Genomic DNA, 19554 nt, shown 5'->3' with positions numbered 1-19554 from the left:
GGCCTCCATTACGGGTCGCTTGCCTGCGCTTCGCCTGCCGGCCCCGTCAAGGCGCACCGCGCCCGCAGCGCGGCTGCCGATCGCGGGCAAAGCCTGGCTGCTAGACGCGCATCGGCATCAGGACATAGAGCGCGTCTTCCACGCCCTTGTCCTGGATCAGCGTCGGCGCGCCGGCATCGGCCAGGCGGAAGCAGGCGGTATCGCCACGCAGCTGGCTGGTGATCTCCAGCAGATAGCGGGAGTTGAAGCCGATCTCCAGCGGATCGCTGTCGTAGTCGATGGCCAGTTCCTCGGTCGCCGAACCGCTGTCCGGATTGACCACCGTCAGGATCATACGGCCTTCGGAGATCGCCAGCTTCACGGCGCGACCGCGCTCGGAGGAGATGGTGGACACGCGGTCGACGGCGGCCTTGAACTCGTCGCGCTCGACCAGCATTTCCTTGTCGTTGTTCTGCGGGATCACCCGGCCGTAGTCCGGGAAGGTGCCGTCGATCAGCTTCGAGGTCAGGATCACATCGCCGGTGGTGATGCGGATCTTCGTCTCGGAGATCTCGATGGCCGCCTCCGCGTCCGGCGCTTCCAGCAGCTTCTGGATCTCGCCGACCGTCTTGCGCGGCACGATGATGCCCGGCATCCCGACGGAGCCGTTCGGCGCCGGGATTTCGGCGCGCGCCAGCCGGTGACCGTCGGTCGCCACCGCGCGCAGCCGGTCGCCGCCGTCGGTCGCCACCGAATGCATGTAGATGCCGTTCAGGTAGTAGCGGGTCTCCTCGGTGGAGATTGCGAACTGGGTGGCATCGATCAGCGAGCGCAGATCGCGTGAGGGTAGCGTGAAGCGGTGTGTGAACTCACCGGCCGTGATGTCCGGGAAGTCGGTCTCGGGCAGCATCTGCAGCGCAAAGCGCGAGCGGCCGGCCCGGATCTCCAGCGTCGCATTGTCCGACGAGGTCTCCAGCGCCACCTGCGCGCCCTCGGGCAGCTTGCGGACGATGTCGTAGATCATGTGCGCCGGAACGGTGGTCGCGCCGGGCTGTTCGACCAGCGCCGCGACCTTCTCCGAGATTTCCAGATCGAGGTCGGTCGCCTTCAGCAGCAGTTGGCCGCCGTCGGCGCGCAGCAACACGTTCGACAGGATCGGGATGGTGTTTCGGCGCTCGACGACACGATGAACATGGGTCAGGGACTTCAGAAGATCGGTCCGCTCGAGGGTCACTTTCATTGTATCGTCCATTGTCGAAAATCGTGGGAACCGCGACGGTCAAATGGGCGAAGACACTGCCCTTTTGCGCTGCGAAAAGCAAGTGCCGGCGATCCTTGGCAAATGCCTTGCGAAAACCGCAAGCGGGCGGCCCTCCCCGACAAGGGGATGCCACCCGCGATGCCTGCCGGATGAAGGATCAGGCGTCCAGCATCCGCTTCAGGAGGTCGAGCTCCTGCGCGAGCGCGGTGTCGGATCGCGCGAGGTCCTCGATCTTGCGAACTGCGTGGAGCACGGTTGTGTGGTCGCGGTTGCCGAAGCGGCGGCCGATCTCGGGCAGCGAGCGCGGGGTCAGGGCCTTGGCAAGATACATGGCGATCTGCCGCGGACGCACGATGGTGCGGGTGCGGCGGGCCGACAGGAGGTCGGCCTTGGACACGTTGTAGTGCTTGGAGACGATGCGCTGGATGTCCTCGATCTTGACCCGGCGCGGCTCTGTATTGCGCACCAGGTCGCGCAAGGTCGCCTCGGCCATTTCCTGCGTCACCGGCTGGTTGGTGAGCTGGTTGTGGGCGATCAGGCGGTTCAGCGCGCCCTCGAGGTCGCGGCCCGAATTGCCGACATGGCGGGCGACGTAGTCGAGCACGGCCTCCGGCACGGCGAAGGTGGCATGCGAACGGCGCACGCAATCGATGCGGTTGGTCAAAATGGCGCGGCGCAGGCCGAAATCGGGCTCGGAGATCGAGACGACGAGGCCGCCGGCCAGACGCGAGCGCATGCGGTCGTCGAGCGTCTCAAGGTCCGCGGGCGGACGGTCGGCAGCGACCACCACCTGGCGGGCACCGTCGATCAGGGCGTTGAGCGTGTGGCAGAACTCCTGCTGAACCTGCTTGCCGTGCAGGAACTGCATGTCGTCGATCAGCAGCAGGTCGATGGCGCGCAGCGTGTCCTTGAAGGCAAGGGCGGACTGGGCCTTCAGCGCCGCGACGAAGCGGTACATGAAATGCTCGGCCGTGAGATAGAGCACGCGGCGGCCAGAGGCCTGCGCCGCCGAGGCGACAGCCTGCATCAGGTGGGTCTTGCCGAGGCCGACCGAGGCATGGATGTAGAGCGGGTTGAAGGTCACCGCCGCAGCGGTCGCGACCTGACGCGCGGCGGCCAGCGCCAGCGCGTTGGACTCGCCCTCAACGAAGGACTCGAACGTGTATTTCGGATCGAGCGAAGCCCCTTCCAGGCCATCGGAGCCCTCGCGCGGGGTCGCAGCCGCAGGCCGCGCCACGCCGGACGAGACGGTCTCGGCCCTGGCTGAAGCGGAGTTTTCGACGAGCTTGATCTGCTGGGCAGTCCGCGGGGCCGCCGGTACGGGACGCGCGACGCCGCCGACGACGGGGCGGGCACGCACCGCGCCGCGCACGGTCAGCTCGATGCGATGGACGTCGTCGCACTCGTGCTTCCAAAGGCCCATCAGGCGCTCTCGGTAGTGGGACTGGATCCACTGCTTGAGGAACCGGGTGGGCACGGAGAGCCGCACGGTGCCGTCGGAGTGATCCTCCAGATCGACACGCGCAAACCAGCTGGTGAAGACGTCCTCGCCAAGCTCGGCCCGCAGGCGCTTCTTGACGCGCGTCCAATGGTCAATTCCTGCGGTCTCGGATGCCGGCAGTTCCTGCAAGTTCATCGTGATCGCCTCCAAATGGTCAACGAGATGCTCCGCCGCCGCAGAACCCGTTGCACTTGTTGTGTTTTTCGCCGTTTCGGCGCGGTCTTGTCGTGGGCCGTCATCGGCCCGCCAGGTGTCGCAAGAGCGACAGGTATCCTCACCGGATGAGCGCTGCCCGCCCGGCTTGAAATCTCTTCTGCCCCTTGGGGCTTCCCGTTGCCTCAACCTCCTGCAGGTCGCGTGGGCGATGGATCGGCCCCGGTTGCGGGCGGGTCGCTAGATGCGATGTGGCCGTGCGGCGCTTGCGCGCTCGACGGCTCGCAGGGATGGATCAGGGCGTGACGCCGTTCGATGGCAGCCACGCCGGAGCGGCACAGAAAGTAGATTGTGCAGTCATCGTCAAGCCCCTCTTTCCAGTCTTCGACTTCCCTGGGCGCAACCGTCGCAGGCAGACCACACTGGTCGCTCACGGCAGGCGCCGCCCTCTTGCCGTTTCCGCAAACGGCACCGCGCAAGACACAGAAATCCCGGCCTGCCGAAGGACACGGCAAGTCAAAAACATCCAGCTCTTGCAGGGGGAGATAGTCCTTCCGACCTACGACTTCAGATACGCCAGCCGCAGGTCCGGTACACTACTGGAATGCCGCCAGGAGAACGCGCGACTACCGTTCAATGTATATTTTTCACACAAATATAACATTGCTCTCCTGGAGGCCTCTGTCTTCTTAGTTTTGCGATTTTGCCCGGGCGAGCGCCCGATAACCAAGACCATACACAGCCCCCACAGGGGCCGCAACAGACTCGCCAGCCATTTCGATAGCGCAGTGCGCAGGGGGTCAGCGATGCCCGAAGGGAGAGGCGGCAGATGTCATTTGGAATGCGTTTTGACTCAATGCGTTTTCGACGCAAAAGCCCCGCCGGAACCCATTTTGCTGTGCACTAAAAAAAAATTCTCAACCCCAATCTTGACAGGCCGGAAACGGCGGGAGCCGACCGGGACATTCCTCAACATGATCTTAACATGTTGATTAACAAATGGTTTTCATGCCACGCCGGAAGCCTTCGGGAGCGTCCGAATCGGCTATCATGATTAGGCGGTTAGCGGCTCCGCACCGCGATGCCGGCAAAAGAAAAACCCGACCAAAAGGCCGGGTTCGAAGTCTTTAGCGATGATCGCAACGCTCAGGCGCCCAGCACCTTGATGCGGGAGCTCAGGCGGGAGATCTTCCGCGACGCCGTGTTGCGGTGGTAGACACCCTTGGTGACCGCCCGCATGAGTTCGGGCTGGGCTACCTTGAGGGCGTCCGTCGCTGCCGCCTTGTCGCCGGAGGCGATCGCCTCCTCAACCTTGCGCAGCTGAGTGCGCACCCGGCTGCGGCGGGCCTTGTTGATGGCCGTGCGACGCTCGATCTTGCGCGCCGCCTTCTTGGCCGAAGGGGTGTTGGCCATGTTCTGTCCTGATGCGTTACGTGAACAATCCGACTCGTTCAGACCAAGGCGTCAAAGCCACCTGTGTCAAACGAAAGCGGCGGCGGAACGGGCCGCCACCGGTCGACCGCGTTATAGGCGGCCACCTGCCCGTCGTCAACGCGAAAGTCGCGAAAACTCGCAAAACTCCCGCGCTGGCGACCGGCAGGGGGCTCTTTACGTGTTCTTGAACTGCGGCGCGCGCTTTTCGACGAAGGCATTCATGCCTTCCGTCTGGTCGTCGGTGGCGAACATCGAGTGGAACACCCGGCGTTCGAACCGCACGCCCTCGGCAAGGGTCGTCTCGTAGGCGCGGTTGACGCTTTCCTTGGTCATCATGGCGATGGGCAGGGAGAAGTCGGCGATCTTCTCGGCCACGCGCAGCGCCTCCTCGAGCAGCTCATCGAGCGGCACGACCCGGCTGACAAGGCCGGAACGCTCTGCCTCGGCCGCGTCCATCATCCGGCCGGTCAGGCACATTTCCATGGCCTTCGACTTGCCGACGAACCGGGTCAGGCGCTGGGTGCCGCCGGCACCGGGCATCACGCCGAGCGTGATCTCGGGCTGGCCGAACTTGGCATTGTCGGCCGCCAGGATGAAGTCGCACATCATCGCCAGCTCGCAGCCGCCGCCGAGCGCATAGCCGGCCACCGCTGCAAGGATCGGCTTGCGGAAGCGCGAAACCTGGTCCCAGGAGGTGATGAAGTCGGTCTTGTAGGCCTCGACGAAGGAGAGCGAAGACATCTCCTTGATGTCGGCGCCGGCCGCAAAGGCCTTTTCCGATCCGGTGAGGACGACACAGCCGATTTTGTCGTCGCTCTCGAACAGCGCCAGCGCGGCGTTGAGCTCGGCGATCAGTTCGGAATTGAGGGCGTTCAGCGCCTTCGGACGGTTCAAGGTGACGAGGGCGACCCGCCCGCGCTTCTCGACCCGAATATTCTCGTATCCCATGGGACCTCCCGGAATGGGACGGCGCGTCGTCAGCCAGCGCCGCCTTCGCGGCTCAAGGGGTATCCGAAGCCCCCCGCCGCCGCAACCTTGCAGTTTCTGGCGAGACGAGCCCCGACCAGGCCCGGCCGCCGCCCCTTTCTACCGCTGACAGCGGGGGCAATGGAAAGTCGAACGGCCCGACTGCACGATACGCTCGACCGTGCCGCCGCACCCGGCGCGCGGGCACGGCTCGCCCTCCCGCCCGTAAACGGCGAAGGAATGCTGAAAATAACCGAGCTCGCCGTCGGCCTGGCGATGGTCGCGCAAGGTGGAGCCGCCGGCGACGATGGCCTCGGCGATGACCTCGCGAATGGCGGCGACCAGGCGCTTTGCCCCGGCCGTCGGCGCACCGGTCGCCGTGGCGAGCGTGCCGGCGCTGCGCAGCGGGCTGAGCTTTGCCCGGTGCAGCGCCTCGCAGACATAAATGTTGCCGAGCCCGGCAATGGCGCGCTGGTCGAGCAGCAGCGCCTTGAGCGGCGTTGCCCGGCCTGCCGCAACCCTTGCCAGATGGTCGGCATCCAGCGCGTTTCCGGTCGGCTCGGGGCCGAGCGCCGCGAACCAGGGATGGTGCTCGATCTCGGCACGGGCGACGAGGCTCATGAAGCCGAACCGCCGCGGATCGTTGTAGACGATGCGCAGGCGCTCCGCGCCCTCATGCTCAAGATGGAAGATGACATGATCATGCGCCCGGTCGACCGAGCGCGGATAATGGAACGCCTCGGCCGCAACGGGCTGCTGGCGCGCCTCCCCCACCTCCTCGATGCGGAAGGAGCCGGACATGCCCAGATGCATGACGAGGACGGTGCCGTCCTCCAGATCGCCCAGCAGATACTTGGCCCGCCGGCCGAGCGCGATCATCCGCTGCCCGCCGAGCCGGTCGCGAAAGTCGGCCGGCAGGGGGAAGCGCAGGTCGCCCCGGTTGAGCGTGACCTTGCGGATCATCGCACCGTCGAAGACAGGGGAAAGGCCGCGGCGGACCGTCTCGACTTCGGGCAATTCCGGCATGGATCTCTCCGCAAGGGGCAGGGTGCGCAACGGACACGGTCGCGCTTTCCTGCATAAAGAAGACGGCGCCCCCGTCAATGCTCCAGTGACCGGGCCTCTGGGACACGCAAGCGGCCTGCACATGCGGCGGATGGCGGCAGCAAGCAGCCGTGACCTCTTGGCCAAAATGCTGTAAGCCAAGCCTCGATCAGCACAAACACAGGCGCATGGAGAGCCTCATGGCGGCCAGCATGGACAGCGACCGGGGACGGACGAGCGGCCCGGAAATGGCGACGAGCTTCGGCTTTCGCAAGGTCGCCAGCGGCGAGAAGCAGCCCCTCGTCAACGAGGTGTTCCATCAGGTCGCGGATCGCTACGACCTCATGAACGACCTGATGTCGGGCGGCCTGCACCGGCTGTGGAAGGACGCGATGGTGTCGTCGCTGGCGCCGCCTCGAGCCGACCGGCGCGCCTTTCGCGTGCTCGACGTGGCCGGCGGCACGGGCGACGTCGCGACGCGCATCGTCGAGCGCGGCGGCAAGGCGACCAGTGCCGTGGTCTGCGATATCAACGGCTCGATGCTGGAGGTCGGCAAGGCGCGCGCCGCCAAGGCGGGGCTCGGCGACCGGCTGAGCTTCGTCGAAGGCAATGCGGAGGACCTGCCCTTCCCCGATCGCTCGTTCGACGCCTATACGATCGCTTTCGGCATCCGCAACGTGCCGCGCATCGACAAGGCCTTGAGCGAGGCGCGGCGCGTGCTCAAGCGCGGCGGGCGCTTCATGTGCCTCGAATTCAGCCAGGTGGATGTCGCCGGCCTCGACAAGGTCTACGATCTCTTCTCCTTCAATGCGATCCCGGTCATGGGGCGGATGGTGACCGGCGACGGCGAGCCTTACCGCTACCTGGTGGAATCGATCCGCAAGTTCCCGAACCAGGAGCGCTTCGCCGACATGATCCGCGAGGCCGGGTTCTCCCGCGTCAGCTATCGGAACTATTCGGGCGGCATCGCCTGCCTGCATTCCGGCTGGGCGATCTGAGGCATCCATGCCGATAGCATCCCTCTTCCGGCTGGCGCGCGCCGGCTTCGTCATGGCGCGCGAGGGCGTCTTCGGCGTCGTCGACCTGCCCGACCTGCCGCCGGCCCAGCGGCTCGCCCTGCGTGCGATCCGCCTGCTGGAGCGGCGCTCGGTGCGCGGCAAGGCGGCCGACAAACGCCTGTCCGACGCGCTGACCCGGCTCGGCCCCTCCTATGTGAAACTCGGCCAGTTCCTGGCGACCCGGCCCGATGTCGTCGGCCGCGAGATCGCCACCGACCTCACCGCGCTGCAGGACCAGATCCCCTCCTTCGGCATGGAGGAGGCCAAGCGGGTGATCGAAAGCCATTTCGGCCGGCCGGTCGAGCAGCTGTTCGCAAGTTTCGGCGAGCCGGTGGCGGCCGCATCGATCGCGCAGGTGCATCCCGCGGAGATCGAGGAGGCCGACGGCACGCGCCGCAAGATGGCGGTGAAGGTGCTGCGGCCCGGCGTTGCCGAGCGGTTCCGCCGCGACCTCAAGAGCTACTATCTGATGGCCCGGCTGATGGAGCGGTTCCATCCGCCCTCGCGGCGGCTGCGCCCCGTCGCGGTGGTCGACACGCTGGCCCGCTCGGTCGAGCTGGAGATGGATTTCCGCCTGGAGGCGGCGGCCCTCTCCGAGATGGCGGAGAACACCCGCGACGATCCGGGCTTCCGGGTGCCGGAGGTCAACTGGACGCGCACGGCCAAGGCCGTGCTGACGATGGAGTGGATCTCCGGGCGCAAGCTGTCCGATGTCGCCGGCATCGAGGCGGACGGCCACGACCTGCCGGCCATCGGCGCGCTGGTGATCCAGTCGTTCCTGCGCCACGCGGTGCGGGACGGCTTCTTCCATGCCGACATGCACCAGGGCAACCTGTTCCTCGACGAGGACGGCAACCTGGTCGCCGTCGACTTCGGCATCACCGGCCGGCTCGGCAAGGCAGAGCGGCGGTTCCTCGCCGAAATCCTGTTCGGCTTCATCACCCGCGACTATCGCCGGGTGGCGGAGGTGCATTTCGAGGCCGGCTACGTTCCTGCGGACCAGGATGTCGATGTTTTCGCCCAGGCGATCCGCGCCATCGGCGAGCCGATCCACGGGCATGATGCTTCGGAGATCTCCATGGCGCGGCTGCTGACGCAGCTGCTGGAGGTGACCGAGCTGTTCAACATGCGCACCCAGACCCAGCTGATCATGCTGCAGAAGACCATGGTCGTGGTCGAGGGTGTCGCCCGGACGCTGGATCCGCATCTCGACATGTGGCGGACCGCCGAACCGGTGGTGCGCACCTGGATCGAGCGCAATCTCGGCCCCGCCGGGCGCCTGCAGGATGCCGCCGGCGGCCTTGCCGCCCTCGGCAAGCTTGCCGCCGACCTGCCGATTCTCGCCGAACGCGCCGGCCGGCTGTCCGGCGAACTGGAGACGATGGCGGAAAAGGGCCTGCGATTCGACGCGGAAACCGCGGAGGCCATCGGCCGCGCGGAGGCCCGGCACACCCGCTCGGGCCGTATCGCGCTGTGGGTCATCGCCGCGCTGCTCGCCATCGCCGTCTTCACCTGAACCTCAGGCTCTCCGGGCGCAAGCTCAGCCTGGCGTCACCCGCCTCAGGGTCAGGTTGATGCGCCCGTCGTCGCGCACGAGGGTCGACGTGCCGGGCAGCAGCCGGTCGACCCCGTGATGGGCAAGGCGCGCCTCGCCGCCCAGCACCAGCACATCGCCCGAGGCAAGGCGAAAGGAGCGGGTCGGCTCCTTCCGGCTCCTGCCGCCGAGGCGGAAAAGCGCCGTCGCCCCCAGCGAGACGGACACCACTGGCGCCTCGAACGTCGCCTCGTCCTTGTCCTGATGCAGGCCCATGCGCGCCTTCGGTCCGTAGAAGTTGACGAGACATGCCTCCGGCGGCGGCGCATCCGGAGCGAGCTCGCGCCAGAGATCCAAAAGCTGCTGCGGCATCGCCGGCCAAGGCTCTCCCGTCACCGGATGCAGGGGCTGATAGCGATAGCCGGCCCTGTCCGAGACCCAGCCGAGGGGGCCGCAATTGGTCATACGCACCGAGAAGGGCGTGCCCGTGCGCGGCATGACCGGCGTGAAGAGGGGTGCGGCCGCCACGACGGCGCGAATCTCGTCGAGCAGCGCCTGCTGCGCCTCGCGGCCGAGCCGTCCCGGCAGCAGGCGGAACCCCGCCGGTGCCGCCGCCGGCCTGCTCTCGGTGTCCTGTGACTGATCGTCCTGCATGCCCGAAGTCTCGCCGCTGACGGCCGGTGCTGTCCACCCGGAAGCGACGACCTCGACCGTCATGTGAACCGCAAACGCAAAAAGGGCGCCCGAAAGCGCCCTTTTTCAATCTTCGCGATGATGCCGGCCGGAGCCGGGCTCGGACGCGGGCGTCACGCCGCCTTGAGGGCGGCCTGGACCTCGCGCAGGTGGGACAGCGTTGCCGCTGCCCGTGCGCGCCCCTCGTCGTCGGACGCGTCCGAAAGGTCTTCTTCCGCATCCTTGATCTGGCCGGCGATGTCTTCCGCCTTGAGATCGTTCAGCGACGTCGCGTGCTCGGCCAGCACCGTCAGGCCCTTCGGCCCCGCCTCGGCAAAGCCGCCACGGACGAAGTAGACCTGATCCGCACCGGCCTCACGCGACACGCGCAGAAGGCCCGGACGCAGGGTCGACATCATCGGGGCATGTCCGGCCATGACGCCGAACTCGCCCTCGGAGCCCGGCACCACCACCATCGTGACTTCTTCCGAGAGAAGAAGCCGCTCCGGGGAAACGAGCTCGAACTGGAATGCTCCCGCCATGTCGTTCCTCGATCCTTCCCGTGCTTAGGCCGCTTCGGCGGCCAGGCGCTGCGCCTTCTCGACCGCCTCGTCGATCGAGCCGACCATGTAGAACGCGGCCTCGGGCAGGTGGTCGTAGTCGCCGTTCACCAGGCCCTGGAAGCCCTTGATGGTGTCCTCGAGCGCGACGAGCTTGCCCGGCGAGCCGGTGAAGATCTCGGCGACGAAGAACGGCTGCGACAGGAAGCGCTCGATCTTGCGGGCGCGCGCCACGGTGAGCTTGTCCTCTTCCGAGAGCTCGTCCATGCCGAGAATGGCGATGATGTCCTGGAGCGCCTTGTAGCGCTGCAGGGTCGCCTGCACGGCACGAGCCGTCTCGTAATGCTCGTCGCCGATGATGCGCGGATCAAGGATACGCGAGGTCGAGTCGAGCGGATCCACGGCCGGGTAGATGCCCTTCTCGGCGATCGAGCGGTTGAGCACCGTCGTCGCGTCGAGGTGGGCGAAGGTTGAGGCCGGCGCCGGATCGGTAAGGTCGTCGGCCGGCACGTACACGGCCTGCACCGAGGTGATCGACCCCTTGGTCGTGGTGGTGATGCGTTCCTGCATCGCACCCATGTCGGTGCCGAGCGTCGGCTGGTAGCCCACGGCCGAAGGAATACGGCCGAGCAGCGCCGACACTTCCGAACCCGCCTGCGTGAAGCGGAAGATATTGTCGACGAAGAACAGCACGTCCTGGCCTTCGTCACGGAAATGCTCGGCGACGGTGAGGCCGGTCAGCGCCACGCGGGCACGGGCTCCGGGGGGCTCGTTCATCTGGCCGTAGACCAGCGCGCACTTGGAACCCTCGGTCGAACCGCCGTGCTCCTTGGGATCGCGGTTCACGTTGGACTCGATCATCTCCCAGTAGAGATCGTTGCCCTCACGGGTACGCTCACCAACGCCGGCGAAGACGGAGTAGCCGCCGTGCGCCTTGGCGATGTTGTTGATCAGCTCCATGATCAGCACGGTCTTGCCGACGCCGGCGCCGCCGAACAGGCCGATCTTGCCGCCCTTCGCGTAGGGAGCCAGCAGGTCCACGACCTTGATGCCCGTCACGAGGATCTCGGCCTCGGTGGACTGCTCGGTGAAGCTCGGGGCTTCCTGGTGGATGCCGCGCTTCGTCTCATGAACGATCGGGCCAGCCTCGTCGACCGGCTCGCCGATGACGTTCATGATGCGGCCGAGCGTGCCGGCACCGACGGGAACCGAGATCGGCTCGTCCATGTCGACGACCTTCTGGCCGCGAACGAGACCCTCGGTCGCATCCATGGCGATGGTGCGAACGGTGTTCTCGCCGAGGTGCTGGGCAACCTCGAGAACCAGACGGTTGCCGTTGTTGTCGGTTTCAAGGGCGTTCAGAATCGCCGGCAGGTGATCGTCGAACTGAACGTCGACGACGGCGCCGATGACCTGAGTGATCCGCCCGACTGCTTTGTCAGCCATTTTGCTATCCTCGTCTCGATCCGGTCAGAGCGCCTCGGCGCCCGAAATGATTTCGATCAGCTCCTTGGTGATCTGAGCCTGCCGCTGACGGTTGTAGTTGAGCGTCAGCTTGTTGATCATGTCACCGGCGTTGCGCGTGGCGTTGTCCATCGCGGACATGCGCGCACCCTGCTCGGACGCCGCATTTTCCAGAAGCCCGCGGAAGATCTGCACCGAAATGTTGCGCGGCAGCAGATCCGCCAGGATCTCGCCCTCGTCCGGCTCGTATTCGTAGACCGCGTCGGTCTGGGCGGACTTCGCCGCCTCGCCGAAGGTCGCCGGAATGAGCTGCTGGGCGGTCGGGACCTGGCTGATCACCGACTGGAACCGCGCATAGAACAGGGTGCAGACGTCGAACTCGCCCGCGTCGAACATCCCGCGGATCAGAGTGCCGATCTCCTCGGCATTCTCGAACGCGACGCGCTTGACGTGCCGCAGCTCGATCGTCTTGACGATATGCGAGCCGAGATCACGCTTCAGGGCATCGAAGCCCTTCTTGCCGACGCAGACGATCTTCACCGTCTTGCCCTGCGCGATCAGCGACTTCGCCCGCTCGCGCGCCAGCTTGGCGATCGAGGAGTTGAAGCCGCCGCACAGGCCGCGCTCCGCGGTCGCGACCAGCAGGAGATGCACGTCATCCTTGCCGGTGCCGGCGAGGAGGCGCGGAGCATCGTCCCGGCCCTCGAAGGCGCTGGCGAGGTTGGCGAGGACGGCCTCCATGCGTTCCGCATAGGGCCGCGCGGCCTCGGCCGCCTCCTGGGCGCGGCGCAGCTTCGCCGCGGCCACCATCTGCATGGCCTTGGTGATCTTCTGCGTCGCCTTAACGGAGGCGATCCGGTTTCGTAAGTCCTTCAGGCTCGGCATGGCCGCCCCTTGTCCTGGATGCCGTCAGTCGCGTCAGGCGAAGTTCTTGGCGAAGGCCTCGATGGCCGCCTTGAGGCGAGCCTCAAGGTCAGCGTCGAGCGCCTTCTTCTCCCAGATGCCGTCCAGGAGATCCGCATGTTCGCCGCGCAGGTTCAGAAGCAGGCCCTCTTCAAAGTCCCGGACCTTGTTGACCGGCAGCTTGTCCAGGTAGCCATTGACGCCGGCATAGATGACGGCGACCTGCTCCTGGGTCTTCAGCGGCTGGAACTGGCCCTGCTTCAGAAGCTCGGTCAGGCGCGCACCACGGTTCAGCAGGCGCTGGGTCGTGGCGTCGAGATCCGAACCGAACTGGGCGAAAGCAGCCATCTCGCGGTACTGGGCGAGCTCGCCCTTGATCTTGCCGGCAACCTGCTTCATCGCCTTGATCTGGGCCGAGGAGCCCACGCGCGACACCGACAGACCGACGTTCACCGCCGGGCGGATGCCCTGGAAGAACAGATCCGTCTCGAGGAAGATCTGGCCGTCGGTGATCGAGATCACGTTGGTCGGAATGAAGGCCGACACGTCGTTGCCCTGGGTCTCGATGACCGGAAGGGCGGTCAGCGAACCGGAGCCGTTGGCCTCGTTGAGCTTGGCCGAACGCTCGAGCAGGCGAGAGTGGAGATAGAACACATCGCCCGGGAAAGCTTCACGTCCCGGCGGACGACGGAGCAGCAGGGACATCTGGCGATAGGCCACGGCCTGCTTGGTCAGATCGTCGTAGCCGATCACGGCGTGCATGCCGTTATCGCGGAAGAACTCGCCGATGGCGGTGCCGGAGAACGGCGCCAGGAACTGCAGCGGCGCCGGGTCGGACGCCGTCGCGGCGACGATCACCGAGTACTCGAGAGCGCCCGATTCCTCGAGCTGCTTGACGAACTGGGCAACGGTCGAACGCTTCTGGCCGACGGCGACATAGATGCAATAGAGCTTCTCGCCCTCATTGTCCGTCGCATGCATCGGCTTCTGGTTCAGGAACGTGTCCAGAATGATCGCCGTCTTGCCGGTCTGACGGTCGCCGATGACCAGCTCGCGCTGGCCGCGGCCGACCGGGATCAGGGCGTCGATGGCCTTGAGGCCCGTCGACATCGGCTCGTGAACGCCCTTGCGCGGCAGGATGCCCGGCGCCTTGACGTCGACGCGGCGCATCTCGGAACCCTCGATCGGGCCCTTGCCGTCGAGCGGGTTGCCGAGCGGGTCGACGACGCGGCCGAGCAGGCCCTTGCCGACCGGGATCTCGACGATGGCGCCGGTCCGCTTGACCGTGTCGCCTTCCTTGATGTCACGGTCGGAGCCGAAGAGCACGACGCCGACATTGTCGGTCTCGAGGTTCAGCGCCATGCCCCGGATACCGCCGGGGAACTCGACCATCTCGCCCGCCTGGACCTTGTCGAGGCCATAGACGCGCGCGATACCGTCACCTACCGAAAGAACCTGACCGACTTCGGTAACTTCGGCTTCCTGGCCGAAATTCTTGATCTGGTCCTTGAGGATGGCGGAGATTTCCGCTGCCCGAATATCCATCAGCCGACCTCTTTCATCGCGAACTTGAGGGAGTTGAGTTTTGTCTTGAGCGAAGTGTCGATCATCCGGCTGCCGACCTTGACCACCAGGCCACCGATCAGAGAAGGATCGACCTTCGAAGAAATCACCACCTTCTTGCCGGTCGTCGCATTGAGCGCGTCGGCGAGGGCGGAGAGCTGCGCATCCGACAGCGGCGCCGCGGAGACGACATCGGCCGGCACTTCGCCGCGGCGACGGGCAAGACCCACGCGGAACGCGGCGATCATGCCCGGAACGGCGAAGAGACGCCGATTCTTTGCGGCGAGCTTCAGGAAGTTGGCGGCCAGCCCCGTAACGCCGGCCTTGTCCAGAACCGCCGTCAGGGCCTTGAGCTGTTCATCGGCGGAAAACACCGGGCTTTCCACGAGGCGGCGCAGGTCTGCGCTGTCCTGGAGCAGCTTGTCGAACGCTTCCAGCGCCTTCTCGACGTCCGCCACGGAGCCCTGCTCCTCTGACAAGTCGAGCAGTGCCGTCGCGTAACGGTGCGCCACACCTGAAATGAGAGATACGTTGTCGGTCACAGGGTCCGTGCTCTCTTAGGCAGGTTTGAGCCGATGCTCCCAGCTGGGCTGATCGCAAGGCTTTGGAAAATCTGAACTTTCTTTGGCGCCGGAGTGCGCTTGGTCGCATCTGCCCCGGAAAGCCGCGCTTCGATTAGCACAGGCTTCAAGGCGGGGCAACATCGCCACGGGGTCCAAATGCCGCAATTCGGCCCGAAAAAGGTCGAAGCGGGCCTGATCGGCCCGCAATCGTCCCCCGGCCGGGCTCTTTACCCTGCTCAGAAGAAGCTCTGGGGATCGATGTCCACCTGCAGGCGGACGCCCCCCGAGGGCTTCGGCAGACGGGCGATCCACGACCGCATGAGGGCCTGCAGGTCGACACTGCGCGGCGCCATCGCCAGCAGGCGGAACCGGTAGCGGCCGCGCACCAGCGCCAGCGCCGCCTCTGCCGGGCCGAGAACCGTGAGGCCGGGGCTCGCCGGCGACAGCCGCGCCACCTGCCGGGCGTAGTCTTGGGCCCTCGCCCTGTCGGGCGCCGAGACGATGAGCGCGGCGAGGCGGCCGAACGGCGGCAGGCCGGCGGCCTTGCGCGCGGCGATTTCCGCCTCGTAGAAGGCGGTGCTGTCTCCCGATGCCAGAGCCCGGATGACCGGGTGTTCCGGCGCGTAGGTCTGCAGCAGGCCGCGCCCGCCGCCGCCGATGCGCCCGGCGCGGCCCGTCACCTGCGCCAGCAGCTGGAAGGTCCGCTCCGCCGCCCGCGGGTCGCCATTGGCAAGGCCGAGATCGGCATCGACCACCCCGACGAGGCGCATCAGCGGAAAGTTGTGCCCCTTGGCGACGAGCTGCGTGCCGACGACGATATCGGCACCGCCCTCCTCGATGATGCGCATTTCCCGGCGCAGGCGATCCGGTCCACCTTGCAGGTCCGACGAAAGGACCAGCACCCGCGACTGAGGAAACAGGTCGGCCGCCTCTTCCGCGATCCGCTCGACGCCGGGGCCGCAGGCGACCAGCGACTGAGTGTCGCCGCAGGCCGGGCAATGGTCGGGGCTCGGCTCCTCGTGGCCGCAATGGTGGCAGGACAGCCGGCCGCGGAAACGGTGCTCGACCAGCCACGTGGAGCAGTTGGGGCACTGGAAGCGATGGCCGCAGGAGCGGCACAGGGTCAGCGGCGCATAGCCGCGCCGGTTGAGGAAGAGCAGCGCCTGTCCGCCGCCTGCGAGTGTCTCGCCGATCGCATGGCGAAGCGTGGGCGCCAGCCACTGCCCGCGCTCCGGACCGTCCTGGCGCATGTCGATGATCGAGATTTCCGGCATCGGTGCGCCGGTGGCACGCTCGGGCAGTTCCAGCCGGACATAGCGGCCCTGGTCGGCATTGACCCGGCTTTCCACCGACGGAGTGGCGGAGGCGAGGACCACGGGAAAACGCGAGATGTGACCGCGCACGACCGCCATGTCGCGGGCGTTGTAGGGCACCCGGTCGTCCTGCTTGTAGGCCCCGTCATGCTCCTCGTCGACCACTACAAGACCGAGCTCGCGGAACGGCAGGAACAGCGCCGAACGGGCGCCCACCACCACACGCACATCGCCGCTGGCGACCCCGCGCCAGACCCGCGCACGCTGGCGGGTCGCGATCTCCGAGTGCCACTCGGCCGGAAGCACCGCGAACCGGCGCTCGAACCGCTGCAGGAAGGCGCTGGTGAGGGCGATTTCTGGGATCAGGACCAGCGCCTGCCGCCCCTGCCGCAGCGCCTCGGCCACCGCCTCGAAATAGACTTCCGTCTTGCCCGATCCGGTCACGCCGTCGATGAGGAAGGTGCGGAACCCCTGCCCCACGGCAGCGACCAGTTCTTTCGAGGCACGTGCCTGCGCGGGCGTCAGCCGGGGCGGCGACCAGTCCGGATCGGGCCGCGGCAGCGGCGGAACGGCCGGCAGCTCGACGCTTTCCAGCGCACCATGGGCGAGCAGCCCGTCGACCACGGAGGAGCTGACGCCGGCCGCATGGGCAAGACCGCTGCGGGTGAAGCCGGTGCCGTCCTGAAGGACCTCCAGCACCCGCTGGCGCGCCGGGGTCATGCGCTCGGGCCGCGTGCCGGAGGACGACAGGCGGACACCGGCGAGCGGCGGCTCGCCCTCCAGAGCCTCTTCCGAGCGCAGGACCATGCGCAGCACCATGCCGGGTGCGGCGAGCGTCCAGTTCGCCACCCAGTCGACCAGGGCGCGCAGCTCGTCGTCGAGCGGCGGGGCATCCTCGTAGACATGCAGGATGTTCTTGAGGCGGGACGGAGCCACATTGCCGGCGGCGGAACCGCCTTCCGATTCCAGCGACCACACGGCGCCCACCACCTCGCGCGGGCCGAGCGGCACGCGGACGATGGATCCGGGCTCTACGCTCATCCCTGCCGGCACGCGGTAGCTGTAGGCCATGCCGATGGCGACCGGCAGCAGAACCCTGGCGACCGTCGCCGGTCGCACCTCGCCGGTATTGCCAAACAGATCGCTCACCCGCGTCCTCGTTCCTGCTCGGTTGCTGCCAGTTGCCCAAGATCGGCGCCCGCATGCCGGCCGGCTGCGGGCGAATCGGGGCTGTCGCCACGCGCCATCCTAAGGTATGCAGTCAGGCCCGGGCGAGGCAGATGCCCCGCCGACCCGAAACTCCGCAAAAGTCCGTTTCCGATAAGGAGCCAGAGCCGCCATGAAGTTCTTCGTCGACACCGCAGACACCGGGGAGATCCGGGATCTCGCCGCGACCGGCCTGCTCGATGGCGTCACCACCAATCCGTCGCTGATCCTCAAGTCCGGACGCCCGATGAAGGACGTCATTGCAGAGATTTGCGACATCGTCGAGGGCCCCGTCTCCGCCGAGGTCACCGCGACCGAGGCCGATGCGATGATCGCCGAGGGCCGTGCGCTGGCCGAGATCGCCGACAACATCGCGGTGAAGCTGCCGCTGACGCTCGACGGCCTGAAGGCCTGCCGCACCCTGACCGATGCCGGCCACATGGTGAACGTCACCCTGTGCTTTTCGTCCAACCAGGCGCTGCTCGCCGCCAAGGCCGGCGCGACCTTCGTCTCGCCGTTCATCGGCCGGCTGGACGACATCAACATCGACGGCATGGACCTGATCCGCGAGATGCGGATCATCTACGACAATTACGGCTTCGAGACCGAGATCCTGGCCGCCTCGATCCGCACCGCCAATCATGTGCGCGAATGCGCGCTGGTCGGCGCGGATGTCGCGACCGTTCCGCCGTCCGTGCTCAAGGGCCTGGTCAAGCACCCGCTGACCGACAAGGGCCTCGAGCAGTTCCTGGCCGACTGGGCCAAGACCGGACAGAGCATCCTCTGATATTCTGCCCTGATCTTTGTGTCTGAGGACCGGCCGGCACCCCGGCCGGTCCGCTCGATCTGCCCGCAGGCATGATAAGATAGCGGCCCATGAGCGCCCCTGATTCCCTGCTGGTGTCGGCACGAGCCGACGTGAATGCCGCCGTCGGAGACTGGCTCGACCATCTCGGTTCGGAGCGGCGGCTCGCCGACCGGACGCTGGTCGCCTACGAGCGCGACGTTCGCCAGTTCCTGCGCTTCCTCACAAACCACCTTGCCGAGCCGCCGGGGCTGGACGCCCTGAAAGAGCTGCGTCCGGCCGATTTTCGCGGCTTTCTCGCCTCGCGCCGGCAGACGGGGGCGGAAAGCCGGACGCTGGCGCGCGGCCTTGCCGGCATCCGCTCCTTCCTGCGCTATCTCGAAACGCGCGGCGAGGTGAATGCCGCCGCCAGCGCCGCGATCCGCCCGCCGCGGCAGAAGCGCTCGCTGCCCAAGCCCGTTTCGGCCGGCGATGCGATGACGCTGGTCGGGGCGGATGCGGCCGACGATGCGGAGCCCTGGGTCGCGGCGCGCAATGCCGCCGTGCTGACCCTGCTCTATGGCTGCGGATTGCGCATTTCCGAGGCGCTGTCGCTGACCGGCCGAACGGCACCGCGCCGCGGCACCAGGAGCCTGCGGGTCGTCGGCAAGGGCGGACGTGAGCGCGTGGTGCCTGTTCTGCCGATCGTCTGCGATGCCGTGGAAGATTACCTGCGCCTGTGCCCCTACGTGCCGCAGCCGGAAGGCCCGCTGTTTCTCGGCGTGCGCGGCGGACCGCTCGGACCGCGAATCGTCCAGCTGGCGATGGCGAAGCTGCGCCGCGCGCTCGGCCTGCCCGAAAGCGCGACGCCCCACGCGCTGCGCCACTCCTTCGCAACGCATCTGCTGGCCGGCGGCGGCGACCTGAGAACCATCCAGGAGCTGCTCGGCCACGCCAGCCTGTCGACCACGCAGATCTACACGGAAGTCGATGCGGCGCGGCTGCTGGACGCCTACGACCGCGCCCATCCGCGCAGCCGCAAGCCCGCGTGAACCCTTTGCCGCACGCCGTTTGCCGCGACGCATTGCAGCATCGAATTTCCTTGCGGCAGCGCCCACCGCGGACAAGAATCCGGCATGTGGAGCCTTCTGATTCCCTTCGTCGTCACCCTGACGGTGATTCTCACCGCTCCCATTGCCGTCGCGGCCGAAAATCGCTGCCGCATTCCCGAGGCGGGGCGCTGGTACAATCCTCGCGCGGCAACGCAGCAGGTTCGTATCATCGAGATCGAAAGCCATTGCAGCGGCGGACGCATCGTCTCCCGGATGCGTGTTTTCACACGCTGTGCGCCGCGAGACTGCAAGTGGGGCTGGACCGACGCCATCCGCCTGACCAACGGTCGGCTGCTCGCACGATTTCCCGGCCTTTTCGGCGCCCGTGAGGTGGAGATCATCCCGATGAACCACCGCATCGAGGCCTTGGTGAAAATCCAGTCGCATACGGCCGGCGTGCAGGACGGCTTCCACGCAGCGATCCTCGAGCGCGACTAACCTCAATCAGTTTCAACGCGGCGGAACTGGTCGCGTTGCCTGTTTC

At 66.9% G+C, this 19554-nt stretch carries 17 protein-coding genes; 5 read left to right on the top strand and 12 right to left on the bottom strand.

Annotation, left to right across the window (positions count from 1 at the left end):
* Nucleotides 1-100 precede the first annotated feature (100 nt).
* From dnaN to mutM, 5 genes are all read right to left on the bottom strand, one after another.
* Nucleotides 101-1219: a DNA polymerase III subunit beta gene (dnaN, locus tag GH266_RS15580; protein ID WP_158194647.1), complete on the bottom strand. Its 1119-nt coding sequence runs from the start codon at nucleotides 1217-1219 to the stop codon at nucleotides 101-103.
* Nucleotides 1220-1397: 178 nt separating this feature from the next.
* Nucleotides 1398-2876 carry a chromosomal replication initiator protein DnaA gene (dnaA, locus tag GH266_RS15575; RefSeq protein ID WP_158194646.1) on the bottom strand — a complete coding sequence of 493 codons (1479 nt, stop codon included), beginning with the start codon at nucleotides 2874-2876 and terminating at the stop codon, nucleotides 1398-1400.
* Between the two features lie 1164 nt (nucleotides 2877-4040).
* Nucleotides 4041-4307, bottom strand: a complete 267-nt coding sequence (gene rpsT / locus GH266_RS15570) for a 30S ribosomal protein S20 (RefSeq protein ID WP_158194645.1) — start codon at nucleotides 4305-4307, stop codon at nucleotides 4041-4043.
* A 195-nt stretch (nucleotides 4308-4502) separates the two neighbouring features.
* On the bottom strand, nucleotides 4503-5276 hold the full coding sequence (locus GH266_RS15565) for an enoyl-CoA hydratase (protein WP_158194644.1): 774 nt from the start codon (nucleotides 5274-5276) through the stop codon (nucleotides 4503-4505).
* A 138-nt stretch (nucleotides 5277-5414) separates the two neighbouring features.
* A complete protein-coding gene (mutM, locus tag GH266_RS15560) occupies nucleotides 5415-6320 on the bottom strand; it encodes a bifunctional DNA-formamidopyrimidine glycosylase/DNA-(apurinic or apyrimidinic site) lyase (protein ID WP_158194643.1) in 906 nt (301 codons plus the stop codon).
* Nucleotides 6321-6538: 218 nt separating this feature from the next.
* On the opposite strand from mutM, the gene ubiE reads away from it, so the two are divergent.
* Entirely contained in the window at nucleotides 6539-7336 is a 798-nt protein-coding gene (gene ubiE, locus GH266_RS15555) for a bifunctional demethylmenaquinone methyltransferase/2-methoxy-6-polyprenyl-1,4-benzoquinol methylase UbiE (protein WP_199270342.1), read from the top strand.
* 7 nt (nucleotides 7337-7343) lie between these two features.
* Nucleotides 7344-8912 carry a 2-polyprenylphenol 6-hydroxylase gene (gene ubiB / locus GH266_RS15550; protein WP_158194642.1) on the top strand — a complete coding sequence of 523 codons (1569 nt, stop codon included), beginning with the start codon at nucleotides 7344-7346 and terminating at the stop codon, nucleotides 8910-8912.
* Between the two features lie 24 nt (nucleotides 8913-8936).
* Here the strand turns inward: ubiB and GH266_RS15545 are convergent, their stop codons facing one another.
* The 7 genes from GH266_RS15545 to GH266_RS15515 all read right to left on the bottom strand — a co-directional run bounded on the left by GH266_RS15545 (nucleotide 8937) and on the right by GH266_RS15515 (nucleotide 17117).
* Complete coding sequence (locus GH266_RS15545; RefSeq protein ID WP_158194641.1) at nucleotides 8937-9584, bottom strand: alpha-ketoglutarate-dependent dioxygenase AlkB family protein; 648 nt, start codon at nucleotides 9582-9584, stop codon at nucleotides 8937-8939.
* A gap of 152 nt (nucleotides 9585-9736) precedes the next feature.
* Complete coding sequence (locus tag GH266_RS15540) at nucleotides 9737-10144, bottom strand: F0F1 ATP synthase subunit epsilon (RefSeq protein ID WP_158194640.1); 408 nt, start codon at nucleotides 10142-10144, stop codon at nucleotides 9737-9739.
* 24 nt (nucleotides 10145-10168) lie between these two features.
* Nucleotides 10169-11608, bottom strand: coding sequence for a F0F1 ATP synthase subunit beta (atpD, locus tag GH266_RS15535; protein WP_158194639.1), 1440 nt, complete (start codon nucleotides 11606-11608; stop codon nucleotides 10169-10171).
* Between the two features lie 24 nt (nucleotides 11609-11632).
* Nucleotides 11633-12511 carry a F0F1 ATP synthase subunit gamma gene (locus tag GH266_RS15530; protein ID WP_158194638.1) on the bottom strand — a complete coding sequence of 293 codons (879 nt, stop codon included), beginning with the start codon at nucleotides 12509-12511 and terminating at the stop codon, nucleotides 11633-11635.
* 33 nt (nucleotides 12512-12544) lie between these two features.
* Nucleotides 12545-14074: a F0F1 ATP synthase subunit alpha gene (gene atpA / locus GH266_RS15525; RefSeq protein ID WP_158194637.1), complete on the bottom strand. Its 1530-nt coding sequence runs from the start codon at nucleotides 14072-14074 to the stop codon at nucleotides 12545-12547.
* Complete coding sequence (locus GH266_RS15520) at nucleotides 14074-14634, bottom strand: F0F1 ATP synthase subunit delta (RefSeq protein ID WP_158194636.1); 561 nt, start codon at nucleotides 14632-14634, stop codon at nucleotides 14074-14076. Before GH266_RS15520 ends, atpA begins: the two co-directional genes overlap by 1 nt.
* 257 nt (nucleotides 14635-14891) lie before the next feature.
* Nucleotides 14892-17117: a primosomal protein N' gene (locus GH266_RS15515; RefSeq protein ID WP_280524806.1), complete on the bottom strand. Its 2226-nt coding sequence runs from the start codon at nucleotides 17115-17117 to the stop codon at nucleotides 14892-14894.
* A 190-nt stretch (nucleotides 17118-17307) separates the two neighbouring features.
* Here GH266_RS15515 and fsa point away from each other — a divergent pair, with 190 nt between their 5' ends.
* From fsa to GH266_RS15500, 3 genes are all read left to right on the top strand, one after another.
* Nucleotides 17308-17961, top strand: a complete 654-nt coding sequence (fsa, locus tag GH266_RS15510; protein ID WP_158194635.1) for a fructose-6-phosphate aldolase — start codon at nucleotides 17308-17310, stop codon at nucleotides 17959-17961.
* 89 nt (nucleotides 17962-18050) lie between these two features.
* Nucleotides 18051-19010, top strand: a complete 960-nt coding sequence (locus GH266_RS15505) for a tyrosine recombinase XerC (protein WP_158194634.1) — start codon at nucleotides 18051-18053, stop codon at nucleotides 19008-19010.
* Between the two features lie 84 nt (nucleotides 19011-19094).
* Nucleotides 19095-19508 (top strand): hypothetical protein, encoded by a 414-nt coding sequence (locus tag GH266_RS15500; RefSeq protein ID WP_158194633.1) that lies wholly within the window; start codon nucleotides 19095-19097, stop codon nucleotides 19506-19508.
* Nucleotides 19509-19554: the final 46 nt, after the last annotated feature.

Origin of the sequence: Stappia indica, assembly GCF_009789575.1 — a bacterium.
GTDB lineage: Bacteria > Pseudomonadota > Alphaproteobacteria > Rhizobiales > Stappiaceae > Stappia > Stappia indica_A.
Note: the sequence above shows the minus strand (reverse complement) of the source record. Positions and strands in the feature narration are given on the sequence as shown.